The 16,201-nt window shown below is 70.6% G+C and carries 17 protein-coding genes, 1 pseudogene and 1 riboswitch; of the genes and pseudogenes, 13 read left to right on the top strand and 5 right to left on the bottom strand.

Features of this window, described 5'->3' with window-relative positions:
• Positions 1–92 precede the first annotated feature (92 nt).
• From I8N67_RS22585 to rsrA, 4 genes are all read left to right on the top strand, one after another.
• A complete protein-coding gene (locus I8N67_RS22585; RefSeq protein ID WP_200304992.1) occupies positions 93–908 on the top strand; it encodes an SOS response-associated peptidase in 816 nt (271 codons plus the stop codon).
• A 1-nt stretch (position 909) separates the two neighbouring features.
• Entirely contained in the window at positions 910–1,575 is a 666-nt protein-coding gene (locus I8N67_RS22580) for an alpha/beta hydrolase family protein (RefSeq protein ID WP_200304991.1), read from the top strand.
• A gap of 267 nt (positions 1,576–1,842) precedes the next feature.
• The gene (gene sigR, locus I8N67_RS22575) at positions 1,843–2,514 is read left to right on the top strand and encodes an RNA polymerase sigma factor SigR (RefSeq protein WP_200305029.1); all 672 of its coding nucleotides are present in this window, start codon (positions 1,843–1,845) and stop codon (positions 2,512–2,514) included.
• Positions 2,511–2,822: a mycothiol system anti-sigma-R factor gene (gene rsrA, locus I8N67_RS22570; RefSeq protein ID WP_200304990.1), complete on the top strand. Its 312-nt coding sequence runs from the start codon at positions 2,511–2,513 to the stop codon at positions 2,820–2,822. Before sigR ends, rsrA begins: the two co-directional genes overlap by 4 nt.
• A 165-nt stretch (positions 2,823–2,987) precedes the next feature.
• Here rsrA and I8N67_RS22565 read toward each other — a convergent pair whose 3' ends face one another.
• A complete protein-coding gene (locus I8N67_RS22565) occupies positions 2,988–3,353 on the bottom strand; it encodes a hypothetical protein (protein WP_200304989.1) in 366 nt (121 codons plus the stop codon).
• A 195-nt stretch (positions 3,354–3,548) separates the two neighbouring features.
• Here I8N67_RS22565 and I8N67_RS22560 point away from each other — a divergent pair, with 195 nt between their 5' ends.
• The 7 genes and pseudogenes from I8N67_RS22560 to def all read left to right on the top strand — a co-directional run bounded on the left by I8N67_RS22560 (position 3,549) and on the right by def (position 8,839).
• Positions 3,549–3,890, top strand: a complete 342-nt coding sequence (locus tag I8N67_RS22560; protein ID WP_200305028.1) for a hypothetical protein — start codon at positions 3,549–3,551, stop codon at positions 3,888–3,890.
• A complete protein-coding gene (locus tag I8N67_RS42825; protein WP_307835321.1) occupies positions 3,887–4,969 on the top strand; it encodes a hypothetical protein in 1,083 nt (360 codons plus the stop codon). Before I8N67_RS22560 ends, I8N67_RS42825 begins: the two co-directional genes overlap by 4 nt.
• 502 nt (positions 4,970–5,471) lie before the next feature.
• Complete coding sequence (locus I8N67_RS22545) at positions 5,472–5,861, top strand: roadblock/LC7 domain-containing protein (protein ID WP_200304988.1); 390 nt, start codon at positions 5,472–5,474, stop codon at positions 5,859–5,861.
• A 186-nt stretch (positions 5,862–6,047) separates the two neighbouring features.
• Positions 6,048–6,221 (top strand): hypothetical protein, encoded by a 174-nt coding sequence (locus I8N67_RS22540; protein WP_200304987.1) that lies wholly within the window; start codon positions 6,048–6,050, stop codon positions 6,219–6,221.
• 241 nt (positions 6,222–6,462) lie between these two features.
• Positions 6,463–6,913: pseudogene (locus I8N67_RS22535) on the top strand (hypothetical protein); the annotation flags it as partial.
• 128 nt (positions 6,914–7,041) lie between these two features.
• The gene (locus tag I8N67_RS22530; RefSeq protein ID WP_200304986.1) at positions 7,042–8,046 is read left to right on the top strand and encodes a tetratricopeptide repeat protein; all 1,005 of its coding nucleotides are present in this window, start codon (positions 7,042–7,044) and stop codon (positions 8,044–8,046) included.
• A 142-nt stretch (positions 8,047–8,188) separates the two neighbouring features.
• The gene (gene def / locus I8N67_RS22525; RefSeq protein WP_200304985.1) at positions 8,189–8,839 is read left to right on the top strand and encodes a peptide deformylase; all 651 of its coding nucleotides are present in this window, start codon (positions 8,189–8,191) and stop codon (positions 8,837–8,839) included.
• Between the two features lie 73 nt (positions 8,840–8,912).
• On the opposite strand, the gene I8N67_RS22520 is transcribed toward def, so the two are convergent.
• The gene (locus I8N67_RS22520; protein ID WP_200304984.1) at positions 8,913–9,875 is read right to left on the bottom strand and encodes a GlxA family transcriptional regulator; all 963 of its coding nucleotides are present in this window, start codon (positions 9,873–9,875) and stop codon (positions 8,913–8,915) included.
• Positions 9,876–9,968: 93 nt separating this feature from the next.
• Here I8N67_RS22520 and I8N67_RS22515 point away from each other — a divergent pair, with 93 nt between their 5' ends.
• Positions 9,969–10,202 (top strand): hypothetical protein, encoded by a 234-nt coding sequence (locus I8N67_RS22515; RefSeq protein WP_200304983.1) that lies wholly within the window; start codon positions 9,969–9,971, stop codon positions 10,200–10,202.
• Between the two features lie 64 nt (positions 10,203–10,266).
• Entirely contained in the window at positions 10,267–11,061 is a 795-nt protein-coding gene (locus tag I8N67_RS22510; RefSeq protein WP_200304982.1) for a hypothetical protein, read from the top strand.
• Positions 11,062–11,071: 10 nt separating this feature from the next.
• On the opposite strand, the gene I8N67_RS22505 is transcribed toward I8N67_RS22510, so the two are convergent.
• The 3 genes from I8N67_RS22505 to I8N67_RS22495 all read right to left on the bottom strand — a co-directional run bounded on the left by I8N67_RS22505 (position 11,072) and on the right by I8N67_RS22495 (position 16,077).
• Positions 11,072–12,085 (bottom strand): ribonucleotide-diphosphate reductase subunit beta, encoded by a 1,014-nt coding sequence (locus I8N67_RS22505; RefSeq protein ID WP_200304981.1) that lies wholly within the window; start codon positions 12,083–12,085, stop codon positions 11,072–11,074.
• Complete coding sequence (locus I8N67_RS22500; protein ID WP_200304980.1) at positions 12,085–14,490, bottom strand: ribonucleoside-diphosphate reductase subunit alpha; 2,406 nt, start codon at positions 14,488–14,490, stop codon at positions 12,085–12,087. The genes I8N67_RS22505 and I8N67_RS22500 overlap by 1 nt, the downstream gene beginning before the upstream one ends.
• Positions 14,491–14,615: 125 nt before the next feature.
• Positions 14,616–14,739: riboswitch (cobalamin riboswitch) on the bottom strand.
• 348 nt (positions 14,740–15,087) lie between these two features.
• Entirely contained in the window at positions 15,088–16,077 is a 990-nt protein-coding gene (locus tag I8N67_RS22495; protein ID WP_200304979.1) for a nucleoside hydrolase, read from the bottom strand.
• Between the last annotated feature and the right edge of the window lie 124 nt (positions 16,078–16,201).

Below are 16,201 nucleotides of genomic sequence, written 5' to 3'. Positions count from 1 at the left end.
TCCTCCGGGTCGTGATCGACAGGGGCTGGCGCGTAGCGCCATCGTTGGGGGGCGGTGGTCGGGTGACGGGTGGGCCTGGCAGTGTGGCACCCATGTGCGGACGGTATGCGTCGAGTCGTAGGCCCGAGGATCTCGCAGGAATCTTTGAGATCGAGAAGTGGGAGCCGGAAGAGACTCTGGAGCCCGACTACAACGTGGCTCCCACCAAGGAGGTCTACGCGGTTCTCGACCGCCCTCTCAAGGACGCCGACGGCAAGAGGCCGGTTCGCCAGCTGCGCAAACTGAAGTGGGGTCTGGTCCCTTCCTGGTCCAAGACCCCCGAGGGCGCCGCCCGGATGATCAACGCGCGGGCGGAGACCGTCCACGAGAAGCCGTCGTACCGCCGTGCCTTCGCCACCCGGCGCTGCATCCTGCCCGCCGACGGCTACTTCGAGTGGGTCACCGGCAAGGGGGAGCGCGACCTGGAGGCCGAGGGAAAGAAGAAACGGCCGCGCAAGCAGCCGTACTTCGTGCTCCCCGCCGACGGGTCTGTCTTCGCGATGGCCGGGCTGTACGAGTTCTGGCGGGACCGCACGCTGCCGGACGACCATCCGCAGGCCTGGTGGGTCACCTGCTCGGTGATCACGACGGAGGCCGAGGCGACCCCGCTGGCCGTGGCCCCGGAGGACGGGCCGCACACATTGGCCGAGATTCACCCCCGGATGCCGCTGATGCTCACGCCCGACCGCTGGGAAAGCTGGCTCGATCCGGCCCGCACGGACCTCGCCGAGCTGCGCGGGCTGCTCGAACCGCCGCCCGCCGGGCTGATGCGCGCCTACCCCGTCTCCACGGCCGTCAGCAACGTCCGCAACAACAGCCCGGAGCTGCTGACGGAGCTGGAGGGGCCCGAGGAGGGCACACTCTTCTGATGTGACCGAGATCGAGGCAGTCAGCGAAGAGGTCGACACCGACGCCGGTACGGCCCGCATCACCTGGTGCGAGGCCCGGAAGGCGGCCGAGTGGGTCCTCGCCGTCAGCCATGGCGCCGGCGGTGGTGTCGAGGCCCGGGACCTGCGGGCCCTCGCCGCCGTCCTGCCGGCGCACGGGGTGACCGTCGCCCTGGTCGAGCAGCCGTGGCGGGTGGCGGGGAAGAAGCTCGCGCCCGCGCCGAGGACGCTGGACACCGGCTGGCGGGGGCTGTGGCCCGCGCTGGCGAAGCCGGGGCTGCCAGTGATCGCGGGCGGGCGGAGCGCCGGGGCCCGGGTCGCCTGTCGTACGGCGACGGAGCTGGGCGCGGCGGCCGTACTCGCGTTGAGCTTTCCGCTGCATCCGCCGGGCAGGCCGGAGAAGTCGCGGGCCGACGAGCTGCTCGCGGCCGGGGTGCCCACGCTCGTCGTGCAGGGCGGGAACGACCCGTTCGGGCGGCCCGAGGAGTTCCCGGCTGGGGCTGACGGGGCGGCGGGCTCGTACCGGCTTGTCGAGGTGCCGTACGGGGATCACGGGTTCGTCGTGCCGAAGCGGGCGCCCCTCGGGCAGGAGGAGGCGCTGAAGGTGATCACCGACGGTGTCGTGGAGTGGATCGCGTCACTCGGATGACGGCTTCGGCACCGGCCGGGGAATGTTGTGCGGCGGGGCTCTGTTGTGCGGATCAGACAGCGCGAGACCGTGCTGACCGCCGTACGAGAGGAAGTCCGCCGCATGGGTTCGACCATCTGCCCGAGCCGCAGCAGCCGTGCTGACCTGGACTGGACGGTGCTGCACGCGGCGAAGAGCGGCCCTGTTCGGGCGGCGGCGGGCACGGATCGTCGTCTATCCTCCGATTCTGGTGGCACCGGTTTCGATGCCGCCCAGACGCTGGAGGAGGTGGGTCCGGTCACTGGGACCGACGCAGGGACCGAGCGCGGCCAGGCGGAGCAGCCCGAGGGCACGGAGACCGCCGCGGACCGCAGCGCCCGTTTCGAGCGGGACGCTCTGGAATTCCTCGACCAGATGTACTCGGCCGCGCTGCGCATGACGCGCAACCCGGCCGATGCCGAGGATCTGGTGCAGGAGACGTACGCGAAGGCGTACGCGTCCTTCCACCAGTTCCGCGAGGGCACCAACCTGAAGGCCTGGCTGTACCGCATCCTCACGAACACCTTCATCAACTCGTACCGCAAGAAGCAGCGCGAACCCCAGCGCAGTGCGGCCGAGGAGATCGAGGACTGGCAGCTGGCGCGCGCCGAGTCGCACATGTCGACCGGGCTGCGCTCCGCCGAGTCGCAGGCGCTCGATCACCTGCCCGACTCGGACGTGAAGGAAGCGCTGCAGGCGATTCCCGAGGAGTTCCGCATCGCCGTCTATCTCGCCGATGTCGAGGGCTTTGCGTACAAGGAGATCGCCGACATCATGGGGACACCCATCGGTACGGTGATGTCCCGGCTGCACCGCGGTCGCCGTCAACTGCGCGGCATGCTTGAGGACTACGCCCGTGACCGTGGACTGGTCCCGGCCGGCGCCGGAGAGTCGAACGAAGTGAAAGGTTCGGGCTCATGAGCTGCGGAGAGCCGCATGAGACGGATTGCAGCGAGATCCTCGATCATCTCTACGAGTTCCTCGACCGGGAGATGCCCGACACCGACTGCACCAAGTTCGAGCACCACTTCGAGGAGTGCTCGCCGTGCCTGGAGAAGTACGGGCTCGAACAGGCCGTCAAGAAGCTGGTCAAGCGGTGCTGTGGGCAGGACGACGTGCCCACCGATCTGCGGGCCAAGGTGATGGGGCGGATCGATCTGATCCGTTCGGGGCAGGCCGTGCCCGAGCACGATGTGACGGCCTCGCCGGTGGCACCGCAGGAGAGCTGAAACTCTGACTGAGCCCGTTTCGGGAATGGCCGTTCGGCCGTTCGGGGAACGGGCTCAGTTCGTGAGTCGGTGGGAACGGGATCGGACCTCAGCCCTCAGCCCTCAGTCGTCAGCCCTCAGCCCTCAGTCCTCAGCCCTCAGTCCTCGGGCCGCAGCCCTCAGTCTTCAGACCTCAAGGCCGTTCTCGATGCGCTTCAGCGCGTGGCGGGCCAGCGCGAGGTTGCTGCGGGAGCGGTCCAGCGCCAGGTAGAGGAAGAGCGATCCCTTGCTGCTGCCCAGCGGGCGGATCAGGTGGTACTGCCGGCCGAGCGTGATCAGGATGTCCTCGATCACGTCGTTCATGTCCAGCGACGACAGCGTGCGCATCTTGGAGCGCACGACCTCGGTGTTCCCGGCCGCCGCGAGTTCCAGATCGAGTTGCTGCCCGCCGCCGAGGGTGCCGAGCGACATACCGCTCTCGTAGTCGACCAGCGCGACACCGATCGCACCGTCCACGGTCATGGCTTCCTTGAGTGCGGTCTCGATGTTCATATTGCTGCCCCAATTCCTCAGTGCTGCTGACCGGTCACTGTCCGGCCAACTACGATCGACACGAGTGACCCACCGGTCACAAACATCAACTTTGTTGCGTGTTACGGAAGTTGGCGTTCAAAGTACTGCGCGGCGCGTGAACGTGGAGGGTGAATGGGGGGACTAGGGGAAAAGCGGCCGGCGCTCCAGGCCTCCCTGGACCGGCTTCTCGACTCTCCGGGCGTCACCGGCGTCGCGCTGATCGACGCCGTCACCGGTCTCACCTACGGCGCGGCGGGAGACGTCGCCCAGGCCGGCACCGGCACGGAGGGCGCCGACCTCGCCACCCTCATCTCCGAGCGGCTCGGCGATGCGGGGGCCGAGGGGGAGTTGGAGAGCGTGGTCATGACCAGCAGGCGACGCCTTCAGGTGCTGCTCTCCGTGCACCGGTCGGCCGGTGACCCGCTGCTGCTGGCCGCCGGTCTCGACCGGGACCGGGCCAACATGGCCCTGGCGCTGCGCACCCTCGGCGACCGGGCCCGCGAGGTGCTGGCGTGAAGACACCCTCGGCGCGCAACGTCCCCGCGCTCCTGCAAGCACTGCACCAAGAGGGCTATACCGGCACAGTCCGGGTCTCCGGCGTTCCAGGTGGCACGATTCACCTGCGCGACGGCCTGATCGGCGCGATCGAGACACCGGGCGCGCCGACCGCGACGTCCGCGCTGCTCGCCTCGGGCCGGATCGAGGACGACGCCTGGCTGGCGGCCCGTGCGGCGGAACCCGACGCGGACCGGCTGGACCTGCATCTGGTGGCCGCCGGGCTGATCGGCGCCGCCGAACTGGAGGTCGTCTGTACGGCGGCGGTGTTCGACGGGGCCTTCGCGATGGCGCTCAGCCCGCCCGGCGGCTGGGAGCTGACCGAACGGGAACCGACCCTCCTCGCCCGTCCCGGTGTCGAGCCGCGGCCGCTGGCCGAGGAGACCACCCGGCGGATGGCGCTGCTGACCCGGCTGTGGGGTCCCGCGGGCGAACTGGCTCGGGTCCGGCCCGAACCGGTCATCGGTGACTCACTCCGGCCCGAGCCGGTTGCCGGCGGCCGGGTTCGGTCCGAACCGGGCATGGGTGATCCGGTCAGGTCGGGTGCGATCGCTGTCGACCGCGTCCGATCTGAACCGGTCATCATCGGCGAAGCGATCGTCGGTACACCGGCTACCGGCCAACCGGCCATCGCCCAACCGGCGACCGGCCGCGGTGCCCCCGAAGCCGACAGCGATACGCCGGCGGCCGACGGCGGCCACCCGAAGCCCGGCCGCCGCGGACTGACCCGACGTCACCAGGACCTCATCGAGAGCGTCAACGGGCGCCGTACCCCCCGCGACCTCGCCTTCGCCCGGGGGCGCGGACTCTACGCGGTGATGCTGGACCTGATCCGGCTGGAGACGCTCCAGGCCGTCCGGTGGGAGACCGGAACCACATTCGACGGTCGGCCCAGCACCGCACCCCGGGTCCTTCAGGGACAGCAGGGGCAACAGGGACAGCAGGCATCCGACGAACCGTCACCGAGAGCCGGTCCCCTGCCCAGACGCAGGCCCGGCGAGGGGTCTCCCTTCGGAGACCTCGGAGCGAAGGGCGGGTAGTGAGCCCCGACAAAGACCCGGCCCGGAAGCGGCGCCGCCGTAGCAAGGCGGCCCGCCTCCGGCGGCGTTCGACCCCGCGAGCAGCGGTGGACGAGCGCCCGGCACCACCTGCAAAAGCCCCACCGTCCACCGAGCCCCAGCGCGAGCCCGAGCCTGAGCCTGAGTCCGATCCCGAGTACGATCCCGGCCCCGCTGCCGTGGCACGGACGACGTTACCCGTGCGGGGCGCGGCCTCCCTTCCCGCGTTACCCGTGCGGGGCGCGGCACCCGTTCCCCCGAACACCTGTGACGACGCGTCGGACACCCCGGCGTCGCCGCCTCCCTTCCCGCCCATCTCCCTGCTGTCGGCCGAGGAACTGATCGCCGACCAACCCTCAGTCGAAATGCTGCGGCGCGTCCGTCGCGGGCTGCGGGAGCTCCCCGAGTCCGACCGGAACCTGTCCGACTGAGCCGCTCGGACCGCACACCCACCGCAGATGTCTGGACCAAGGAGCACGTTCCCATGACCGCACACGCACCGACCGAATCGCTCACCGGCATCCTGGCCTCGCTGCGTGAACGGGTGATGGGCGTCGCCGAGAGCGTCCTGTCCACCGTGGACGGGCTCCTTGTCGTGGCCGACGTCGACACGGTCCACGCCGAGTCCGTCGCCGCGCTCGCGGCCGCCACCCTCGGCGTCGGCCGCCGCATGGCCGACCAGTCCGGCACCGGCGCCCTCCGCGAGGTCGTCATCCGGTGCGCCGCCGGACACGTCATCGTCGTCGCCGTCGGCGAGCGCACCCTCTTGACCGTCATGGGCGACGACGGCCTCGACATCGCCGCCTTCCAGCGCGAGTCCCCGGCGACGGTGGAGCAACTCAACAAGGTGCTCGCGGCCGACGTGGCGCACTGAACGACGGGCCTGGCGGCCGCGCTGACTGCTTCCGTCAGGCTGGCTGCATCGTGGCCCCCTGGATTCAGCCCGTACCCGCCCCTGCCCGGCAGGGCCCGCCCTGGGCTCCGGAGCCCGAGCGCGGGAGGGGTGCGATGGGGGCGGTACCGGCATGGACACGTGTGTACGTCGCCTGTGTGGTCGCCGGTGCCGTGGCCTGTCCCGTACAGCTGCGAGCAGCGGCCGCGAGGGCTGCGCCAGGTCTGGCGGGCGGGCCCAGCTGACCCTCGCGGTGCGGGCCGCCGCCGGGCCGCAGCCGCGGTGCTGGTGTTCTGCGTGGTGCTCACCATGCTCGACGGCGGCATCCTGGCGCTCGGCTGAGCGGGTTGCCCGTACCGGGCGCATCGCACGGCCTCTTCCCGTGCCCGCTCGGGCCCGACACCGTGCACGGGCTCGCCGGGCCGATCACAGCTGTGCTGTGGCACAGCCCGTACGGGCCCCTCGCCGCGCTCCTCGTCCTGCTGCCGATGTATGTCTCCTGCTGGGTGTTCGCGCAGTACCACCGGGAACGGCCCGCGCACCAGGCGACCATCCGCGCGCTCGTCCAGGCCGTCGACATTTCAGCCGGGAGGTGGGGTGGGAGCTGGGGCTCGGCGAACCGGAACCGGCCGTGCTGGAGTACGCGGCGCTGATGCACGACATCGGCCGGCTGAGCCCGGCGGTGGCCCCGTGCCGGTCGGGGCCACCGCCGGGCTCCCGGCCGCTCAGCAGCGCCGGGGTGGATGCCGAGGTCGCCGTGGTGGAGTGGCAGGCGGAATCCGTACCGTGAGCAGCCGGTCGGCGCGGGGATCGTGCGGGGCGTGAACGCATATGAGGAGAAAGCATGGGAAGCAGGGCCCGGAGGGGCGCTGGAGGAACTAGGGCTGGGGACGGCACGGGACTATCAGCCGGAGGTCGTGGAATCGCTCGCCAGGGTGCTGTCGAAGCATCGGGACGGCGCATGGGCGCTCGCCCTCGGCCAGGGTTGTGGCGGGCGACGGGTGGGCGGTCTGACCTTGCCCGTGGTGGGGTAACCCATGGGTAATGAGCGGCCCTCCAGCCGTCCGTGGTTGGATGCGAGGGAGAGGGGTGTACCGGGGGCGACGGCCAGCCCACTCCAATAGAACTGACAGGCGGGAACCGTAACTGGCAGGCGGGAATCGTGAGGATCTTCGGCAAGGGACGGCATCGGCCCTCCGCCTCTTGGCGGCAGGCCACCGATCGTGCGTTCACGCTGATCGGCGACGGTCGGTACGAGGACGCGGGCGCGCTGCTGACACGTGCCGCGGACCTGGAACCGTGGCTGTCCGAGTCCTGGTTCAACCTCGCCCTGCTGCACAAGTTCCGGCACGACTGGGAGCAGGCACGGGCGGCCGGTCTGCGGGCGGTCGCGCTGCTCGACCGGGAGACCGGGGCGCCCGACTGGTGGAACGTGGGCATCGCCGCGACCGCCCTGCAGGACTGGCCGCTGGCCCGCCGGGCCTGGCAGGCGTACGGGCTGCGGGTGCCCGGGGGCGCGGCCCGGCCGAGGTCCGGGGGCGCCGGGGAATCCGGTGAGCCGGTGGGCATGAACCTGGGCAGCGCGGCCGTACGGCTCTCGCCGGAGGGCGAGGCCGAGGTCGTGTGGGGGCGGCGGCTCGACCCCGCCCGCATCGAGGTGCTCTCCATCCCGCTGCCGTCCTCCGGGCGGCGCTGGGGCGAGGTCGTCCTGCACGACGGGGTGCCGCACGGGGAGCGGACCACGGCCGCCGGTCACGCGTACCCCGTGTTCGACGAGATCGAGCTGTGGGCGCCGTCGCCGGTGCCCACCTGGGTGGTGCTGCTGGAGGCCGCGACGGAGGCCGACCGCAACGCGCTGGAGCGGCTCGCGGCCGACGCCGGGTTCGCCGCGGAGGACTGGTCGTCCTCGGTGCGGTTGCTGTGCCGGCTGTGTTCGGAGTCCCGGATGCCCTCGGACGAGGGCGACGGGGACCATCTCGATCCCCACGACCACAGCGAGCCGGGGCATCCCGGGCCGCTCGGGCACGTCACGGACGGGCAGTTGTGGGCGCCCGAACGGGAGTGCGGGATTGCCGCGCCGGCCTCGCTGGTCCGGGGGCTGCTGGACGGGTGGGTCGCGGACAGCCCGGATTCTCGTGACTGGCGGGATCTGGAAGAGGTCTGTTAGCGGCGCGCACGGTCGATTTCCGGCCGCGGGCTCGTCGTGCCCGTTCGCGTGGTTCCCCGTGCCCCTGGAGGGGCGCCGTTCGCCCCGTACCCTGTATCAGCAACTTCACCCCCTGTTTTTCTGAGGAAGGCGTACGTCTGTCATGGCCCAGCAGGACACCGATCAGCAGCACGTGGGCGTGCTCCCCGTCGATGACGAGGGGTTCGTCGTCGACACGGAGGACTGCGAGGAGCGCGAGCAGGCCTACCGGGAGCGTGGCACGTCGCGGCCGATCACGGTCGTCGGGAACCCCGTGCTGCACAAGGAGTGCAAGGACATCACGGAGTTCGGCGACGAACTGGCGAAGCTGGTGGACGACATGTTCGCCAGCCAGCACGCGGCCGAGGGCGTGGGCCTGGCCGCCAACCAGATCGGCGTCGATCTGAAGGTGTTCGTGTACGACTGCCCGGACGACGAGGGCAACCGGCACGTCGGCGTGGTCTGCAACCCGAAGCTCGTCGAACTTCCCGCCGAGCAGCGCCGGTTGGACGACAGCAACGAGGGCTGCCTGTCGGTGCCGACCGCGTACATGCCGCTCGCCCGCCCCGACTACGCCGAGGTCACCGGGCAGGACGAGAAGGGCAACCCGATCAAGGTGCGCGGCACCGGCTACTTCGCGCGCTGCCTGCAGCACGAGACCGACCACCTGTACGGCTACCTGTACGTCGACCGGCTCTCCAAGCGCGACCGCAAGGACGCGCTGCGGCAGATGGCCGAGAACGAGCCCCGGTACGCCGTCGTCGCGAACGACTGAGCCGGGGAGCGACGGCCGGGGCTCGAGCCCCGCGAGGCTTCCGGTCACCTGTCACGCGCGCCGGGTCCACCCCTCAGGCCGCCTCCGGACCACGGAACGTCCGGCGGTACGCCTGAGGGGTTGTGCCCAGTGACCGTACGAAGTGATGGCGCAGAGCGGCGGCGGTGCCGAAGCCGGTGCGCCACGCGATCGCATCCACCGTCTCGTCCGTCGCCTCCAGCAACCGCTGGGCCAGCAGCACCCGTTGGCGCAGGATCCAGCGGTACGGGGTGGTCCCGGTCTCCTGCTGGAAGCGGCGGGCGAACGTGCGCGGGGACATATGGGCGCGGGCGGCGAGCTGTTCGACGGTGACCTCCTCGTCGAGGTGGCGCTCCATCCAGGCCAGCACCTCCCCGACCGTGTCGCACCGCGAACGCGGCAGTGGCCGCTCGATGTACTGGGCCTGACCGCCGTCCCGGTGCGGCGGCACGATCATCCGCCGGGCGATCTTGTTGGCGACCTCCGGACCCTGCTCCTTGCGGACGATGTGCAGACAGGCGTCGATGCCGGCCGCCGTGCCCGCCGAGGTGATCACCGGGTCCGCGTCCACGTACAGCACGTCCGGCTCGACCACCGCACGCGGATACTGCCGGGACAGCTCCTCGGCGTGCCGCCAGTGCACCGCGCAGGGCCGCCCGTCCAGCAGCCCCGCCGCGCCGAGCACGAACACACCCGAGCACACGCTCAGCACCCGGGCGCCCCGGTCGGCGGCCCGGCGCAGCGCGTCCAGTAGCTCGGCCGGGTAGATCCGCCGTACAAAACTCTCGCCCGCCGGTACGACGACGAGGTCGGCTTCGTCGAGCCGGTCCAGGCCGTACGAGGTGGAGATCGTGAACCCGGCGTGCGTCCGCAGGGTCGGGCCCTCCGCCGACGCGACCGCGAAGTCGTACACCGGCAGGCCCTCGTCGCTGCGGTCGAGGCCGAAGACCTCGCAGACGACACCCAGTTCGAAAGGATGCACACCGTCCAGGAGGACGGCGGCCACGTTCTTCAGCATGCTGCCAGTGTGCCTCGGAAGTGGCAGTGATTCGAGGGGGTGCGGCAGTCCTGCCACTATTTGTAAGGAGTGTTCGGCACGACAGTGGTGTCCATGGAAACGACACAGCTGCAGGCACTCATCGGAACACTGACCGTCCTCGGCATGCTGGCCCTGGTCGTGCTGCCCTCGATCATCGGCGTCATGCGCGACCGGCGCATCGACCGGCAGCTCAGGGCGGCGGAGCGGCGCGCCGCGGCCGTCGACGGGTCCGGGCCGGGGCGGCACCCGCACGCAGGCGCCCGGGGAGCCGCCTCCCCTGCGCACCGCACCGCTCGCGCCGCCTGATCGCATATCTGTACGACAGCAGCAGCTCTCCTGTGTAGCCTCTCCTCGACCCAAGGGGAGGATCATGAGACACAGAACGCGCCCCGCGCACGGCCGGACCCTGGCCGTGGCGGGCGGGGCGGCGGCCCTGGTGCTGCTGGCGGCGACGGGGGCCCACGCGGAGGGCAAGGGCGACGTCCGCGTCACGAAGGCGGTCGTCAAGGGCGGCAAGAACGTCATCGTGGGGACGTCGAAGACGATCACGTTCCCGGTCGCCATCACGGTCAGGGACAACTCGGGCGTGAAGGGGCTCACCCGCGTCAGCACCTTCAACGCCGACAACGCGGGCAGCTTCTTCGACTGGACCGGCACCAAGTGCGTCAAGAAGAGCAGGACCACCTCGGTGTGCACGGCCACCATGACGGTCGATCCCGAGTGGATCCCGCAGAGCACCGAGGGCGACACCAACGCCGCGGCCGGCGTCTGGCAGGTCAACGCCACCGTCAAGGCGAACGACGGCGACTACTGGATCTCCGACAACATCGCCCGCTACAAGGTCAAGCGTGCCTCGACCCTCACCACGGTCGTCAAGCCGGCGAAGGTCGCCAAGGGCGCGAAGGTCACTGTCACCGGCAGCCTGACCCGGGCCAACTGGGAGACCCTGAAGTACGGCGGGTTCACCGGGCAGCCGGTCCAGCTCCAGTTCAAGAAGAAGGGCGCCACCCGCTACACCCCGGTCAAGACGGTGAAGACGGGCGGCGCCGGCAAGCTCAGCACCAAGGTGACCGCCACGTCGGCGGGCAGCTGGCGCTGGTACTTCCCCGGCACGACGACGACGGCACGGGTCACGTCGGCCGGGGACGCGGTCACACTCAAGTGACCTCGGCGGTCTAGAAGTCCTCGTCCAGGTCGACGGTGCCCTCCACCGCGACCTGGTACGCGGACGGGCGCCGCTCGAAGAAGTTGGTCAGCTCCTGCACGCCCTGCAGCTCCATGAAGGAGAACGGGTTCTCGGAGCCGTAGACCGGCGCGAAGCCGAGGCGCGTCAGGCGCTGGTCGGCGACGCACTCCAGGTACTGCCGCATCGACTCGGTGTTCATGCCCGGCAGGCCGTCACCGCACAGGTCGCGCCCGAACTGCAGCTCGGCCTCGACGGCCTCCCGCAGCATGTCGGTCACCTGCTGCTGAAGCTGGTCGTCGAAGAGCTCCGGCTCCTCCTTGCGGACGGTGTCGACCACCTCGAAGGCGAAGCTCATGTGCATCGTCTCGTCGCGGAACACCCAGTTGGTGCCGGTCGCCAGGCCGTGCAGCAGGCCCCGGCTGCGGAACCAGTAGACGTACGCGAAGGCGCCGTAGAAGAACAGGCCCTCGATGCACGCGGCGAAGCAGATCAGGTTGAGCAGGAAGCGGCGGCGGTCGGCCTTCGTCTCCAGGCGGTCCAGCTTCTCGACCTCGTTGATCCACTTGAAGCAGAACTCTGCCTTCTCGCGGATGGAGGGGATGCTCTCGACGGCGTCGAAAGCCGCCGCCCTGTCCTGCGGGTCGGGCAGATAGGTGTCGAGCAGCGTCAAGTAGAACTGGACGTGCACCGCCTCCTCGAAGAGCTGCCTGCTCAGATACAGGCGCGCCTCGGGGGAGTTGATGTGCTTGTAGAGGGTCAGCACCAGGTTGTTCGCGACGATCGAGTCGCCCGTCGCGAAGAAGGCGACCAGCCGGCCGATCATGTGCTGCTCGCCCTCGGACAGCTTCGCGAGGTCGGTGACGTCCGAGTGGAGGTCGACCTCCTCCACGGTCCAGGTGTTCTTGATGGCGTCCCGGTAGCGCTCGTAGAAGTCCGGGTAGCGCATCGGGCGGAGAGTCAGCTCGAAGCCCGGGTCGAGGAGGTTCTTCTCGGTGGAGCTCATTACTGGCAGGCCTCGCAGGACTCGGGGTTCTCAAGGGAGCAGGCGAGGGCCTCTTCTGAGGTCACCTGCTGGAGGGGGACGGTCTTCTCGGGCCGCGCCTGCGTCTGGGCCGGTGCCTGGCCCTGGGCGGCGCGGGCGATACGGGTCGCCGGACGCGAGCGCAGGTAGTACGTGGTCTTCAGCCCCGACTTCCAGGCGTACGCGTACATCGAGGAGAGCTTGCCGATGGTCGGCGTCTCCAGGAACAGGTTCAGCGACTGCGCCTGGTCCAGGTACGGCGTGCGGTCGGCGGCCATGTCGATCAGGCCGCGCTGCGGGATCTCCCACGCCGTGCGGTACAGCGCCCTTACGTCGGCCGGGATCCACGCGAAGTCCTGCACCGAGCCGCCCGAGTCGCGCAGCGCCTCACGGGTGCGGGCGTCCCAGACGCCCAGCTCCTTCAGCTCCTTCACCAGGTACGAGTTGACCTGGAGGAACTCGCCGGACAGGGTCTCGCGCTTGAACAGGTTGGAGACCTGCGGCTCGATGCACTCGTAGACCCCGGCGATCGAGGCGATGGTGGCCGTCGGCGCGATGGCGAGCAGCAGCGAGTTGCGCATGCCCGTCGTGGCGATCCGCTCGCGCAGGGCCGCCCAGCGCTCCGGCCAGGTGAACTCGACGCCGTAGTGGTCGGGGTGCAGCACACCACGGGCCGTACGCGTCTTCTCCCAGGCCGGCAGCGGGCCGTCGCGCTCGGCGAGGTCGGCCGAGGCCTCGTACGCGGCGAGCATGATGCGCTCGGCGATACGGGTGGACAGGGCCTTCGCCTCCGGGGAGTCGAAGGGCAGACGGAGCTTGAAGAAGACGTCCTGGAGGCCCATCGCGCCGAGGCCGACCGGGCGCCACCTGGCGTTGGAACGGCCCGCCTGCTCGGTCGGGTAGAAGTTGATGTCGACCACGCGGTCGAGGAAGGTGACGGCGGTGCGGACGGTCTCGTCCAGCCGCTCCCAGTCCATTTCCCCGCCGGTGACGAACGCGCCCAGGTTCACCGAACCCAGGTTGCAGACCGCCGTCTCCCCGTCGTCCGTGACCTCCAGGATCTCCGTGCAGAGGTTGGAGGAGTGGACGACATGGCCCGGCTCGGCCGTCTGGTTGGCCGTGCGGTTGGCCGCGTCCTTGAAGGTCATCCAGCCGTTGCCGGTCTGTGCGAGGGTGCGCATCATGCGGCCGTAGAGGTCACGGGCCGGGATGGTCTTCTTCGCCAGGCCGTTCGTCTCCGCCTCGCGGTACGCCGCCTCGAACTCCTCGCCCCACAGGTCGACCAGCTCGGGCACGTCCGCCGGGGAGAACAGGGACCACTGCTGGTCGGCGTTGACGCGGCGCATGAACTCGTCCGGGATCCAGTGCGCCAGGTTCAGGTTGTGCGTACGCCGGGCGTCCTCACCGGTGTTGTCGCGCAGCTCGAGGAACTCCTCGATGTCGGAGTGCCAGGTCTCCAGGTAGACCGCGGCCGCGCCCTTGCGTCGGCCGCCCTGGTTCACCGCGGCCACCGAGGCGTCCAGGGTCTTCAGGAACGGCACGATGCCGTTGGAGTGCCCGTTGGTGCCCCGGATCAGCGAACCGCGGGAGCGGATGCGGGAGTACGACAGGCCGATGCCGCCGGCGTGCTTCGAGAGGCGGGCCACCTGGTGGTAGCGGTCGTAGATGGAGTCCAGCTCGTCCAGGGGGGAATCGAGCAGGTAGCAGGACGACATCTGGGGGTGTCGCGTACCGGAGTTGAAGAGCGTGGGGGAGGAGGGCAGGTAGTCGAGGCGGCTCATGAGCCCGTAGAGCGCGGCCACTTCGTCGACGGCGCGCGCGGTCTCGTCCTCGGCGAGGCCGGCGGCGACACGCAGCATGAAGTGCTGGGGCGTCTCGATGACCTTGCGGGTGATGGGGTGCCGGAGCAGGTAACGGCTGTGCAGGGTGCGCAGACCGAAGTAGCCGAAGCGGTCGTCGCCGGCGGCGTCGACGAGGGCGTCGAGGCGCCCGGCGTGCAGCCGGGTGAACTCCGCGGTGCGGTCGGCGACGAGGCCTTCCCGGTGGCCCACGGCGATGGACTCGGTGAACGTCGTGACGCCCTGGGAGGCGGCCTCGGCACGGATGCCGATGGCCAGCAGCCGGGCGGCCAGCTTCGAGTAGGCGGGGTCCTCGGAGATGAGGCCGGCGGCCGCCTCCGTGGCCAGCTCGCGCAGCTCCGTCTCGTCGGCCCGGGCGGACCGGCCACGCAGCGCGGCGGCGGCGACCCGGCCGGGGTCGGCGTCGGGGAGGTCGACGGTCAGCTCGGTCAGGGTCCGCAGCAACGCGGTACGGGGACCGTCGGTCTCCGTCGCCGGGGTGGCTGAAGCCAGGTCGGCTGAAACCGGTTCGGCTGGCGCGATGGTCACGTGGGGGCTCTCCCTCGCTCGGCAAGGGGCCTTGCGGAAGGCAGGCGGCAGCACACGAGCGCACGGGGCGTCGCGTCCACCGGCCCATTCCGCGAGGCCCGGACGTCAGGACACCCGGACCGGGACGGCCGGGCGCACTGTCGGCAGGTCCTCGGACTCAGCAGGCGTGCGAACGCACGCAAGTACACCGTTGCGGGACAGTTCCGGATTTGCACCGGATTCCCCTGCGGCGACAGCGAGCATGAGCATACATCTTGTGTCGGGCTGCGGGGACACCACCAGATGTTGTGTCTCGTCGACTTCGGAGCGTGTCAGAGCGTCAACTCGTAGGTGAGGTGCGTGAGGTCGTCGAGGCACGGAACGGGGTTTTTGGTCGTGCTCCGGTGTGCGGGTGAAGCGCAGGCGTTCGTGGTCCATGGCCGCAGTCTGCGTCAGGGGCCGGGAGGCGTGACGGCGGTTTTCCACAGGGGCGACGGCTTGTCAGATGATCGGCCCGGCCGGCGTGGCTCGTGTGCGGCCGCGCGTGCCCAGGCGGCGGTCGCCAGGCCTCGGCAAGGCTCCGGCAAGGCTCCGGCCGGGCCCCGGCAGCGCCCCCGCTCAGCCCACCGCCGCCCAGCGCGGCAGCGTCGCCACGAAGTCCTTGCTGAAGTCCCGCGTGCCCGGGCCCAGGGACACGCGGCCGGTGGCGCGGAGGCGGGCGGTCAGGGCGGGGGACTCGGAGTAGTAGACGCGTCGGGCGCCGGCCGGCACGAACACGGTCTGGCCCCGGGTGAGTTCGCTCGCGCACTCCACGACGACGGCACCCTCGGCGGCCTCGACGAACGCCTCGTCCCCGCAGACCCCCACGGCCAGCGGATCGTGCAACGGGCAGGTGCCGTCGCCGCCGTGGCGGGTGTACGCGTCCATGTACGTGCGCATCAGCCGGGCGGCGAGGGCCGTGCCCGGGCCCGCGGCCTCCAGCGCCGCGAGGTCGGCCGGGCGGAACAGCCAGCGGTGCGAGGCGTCCAGATCGACCATGGTGAACGGGATGCCGGAGGAGAGGACCACCTCGGCGGCGTCCGGGTCGGCCCAGAGGTTGAACTCGGCGACCGGCGTGAAGTTCCCCGGCACCTGTGCGGCGCCGCCCATGAACACGAACTTCTTCACGCGGCGGGCGAAGTGCGGGTCCTCCAGCACCGCGATGGCCACGTTCGTGAGCGGGCCCGTGGCGCACACCGTCAGCTCGCCCTCGTACACACGGGAGAGGCGGAGCAGTGCCTGCGCTGAGGACTCCGTCGGGTGCGGGGCCGTCGAGTCGGGCAGTGTCTCGTCACCGAGGCCTGCCGGGCCGTGGAAGGCGGATGCCTCACGGTAGGGGAGGCGGGACAGGGGGCGGACCGCGCCTCGGTGCACCGGGATGTCGGCGTCGATGCGCAGGGCGCGGGCGAGGGCGCGGGCGTTGGCGTAGGTCGCGTCGGCTGGAAGGTTGCCGCCGGTCGATGTGTACGCCTTGAGGTCCCACAGCCCTGTTCCCAGCAGGTACTGGAGGGCCACGGCGTCGTCGATGCCGGGGTCGCTGTCGAGGACGATCGGTGCACGGGCGGTCACACGGCCAGCGTAGCCCGGGTGGGGGGTGAGAGCTCGGGGTGCCGGGTTCCTGGTTCTGTGGCGGGTCCGGGTGATCCGTGGTTGCGCGCGTGGTTCCCCGCGCCCCTTCAGGGCGCGGGGAACC

The organism is Streptomyces adelaidensis (assembly GCF_016598475.1).
GTDB lineage: Bacteria > Actinomycetota > Actinomycetes > Streptomycetales > Streptomycetaceae > Streptomyces > Streptomyces adelaidensis.
The sequence above is the reverse complement of the archived record's forward strand: the minus strand, read 5'-3'. Positions and strand labels throughout refer to the sequence as shown.

What these genes read in the sequence shown, in the direction of transcription:
- I8N67_RS22585 (WP_200304992.1), top strand. Translation starts at nt 93, where the DNA reads ATGTGCGGACGGTATGCGTCGAGTCGTAGGCCCGAGGATCTCGCAGGA.
- rsrA (WP_200304990.1), top strand. Translation starts at nt 2,511, where the DNA reads ATGAGCTGCGGAGAGCCGCATGAGACGGATTGCAGCGAGATCCTCGAT.
- I8N67_RS22565 (WP_200304989.1), bottom strand. Translation starts at nt 3,353, where the DNA reads ATGAACATCGAGACCGCACTCAAGGAAGCCATGACCGTGGACGGTGCG.
- I8N67_RS22545 (WP_200304988.1), top strand. Translation starts at nt 5,472, where the DNA reads ATGACCGCACACGCACCGACCGAATCGCTCACCGGCATCCTGGCCTCG.
- def (WP_200304985.1), top strand. Translation starts at nt 8,189, where the DNA reads ATGGCCCAGCAGGACACCGATCAGCAGCACGTGGGCGTGCTCCCCGTC.
- I8N67_RS22520 (WP_200304984.1), bottom strand. Translation starts at nt 9,875, where the DNA reads ATGCTGAAGAACGTGGCCGCCGTCCTCCTGGACGGTGTGCATCCTTTC.
- I8N67_RS22515 (WP_200304983.1), top strand. Translation starts at nt 9,969, where the DNA reads ATGGAAACGACACAGCTGCAGGCACTCATCGGAACACTGACCGTCCTC.
- I8N67_RS22510 (WP_200304982.1), top strand. Translation starts at nt 10,267, where the DNA reads ATGAGACACAGAACGCGCCCCGCGCACGGCCGGACCCTGGCCGTGGCG.
- I8N67_RS22505 (WP_200304981.1), bottom strand. Translation starts at nt 12,085, where the DNA reads ATGAGCTCCACCGAGAAGAACCTCCTCGACCCGGGCTTCGAGCTGACT.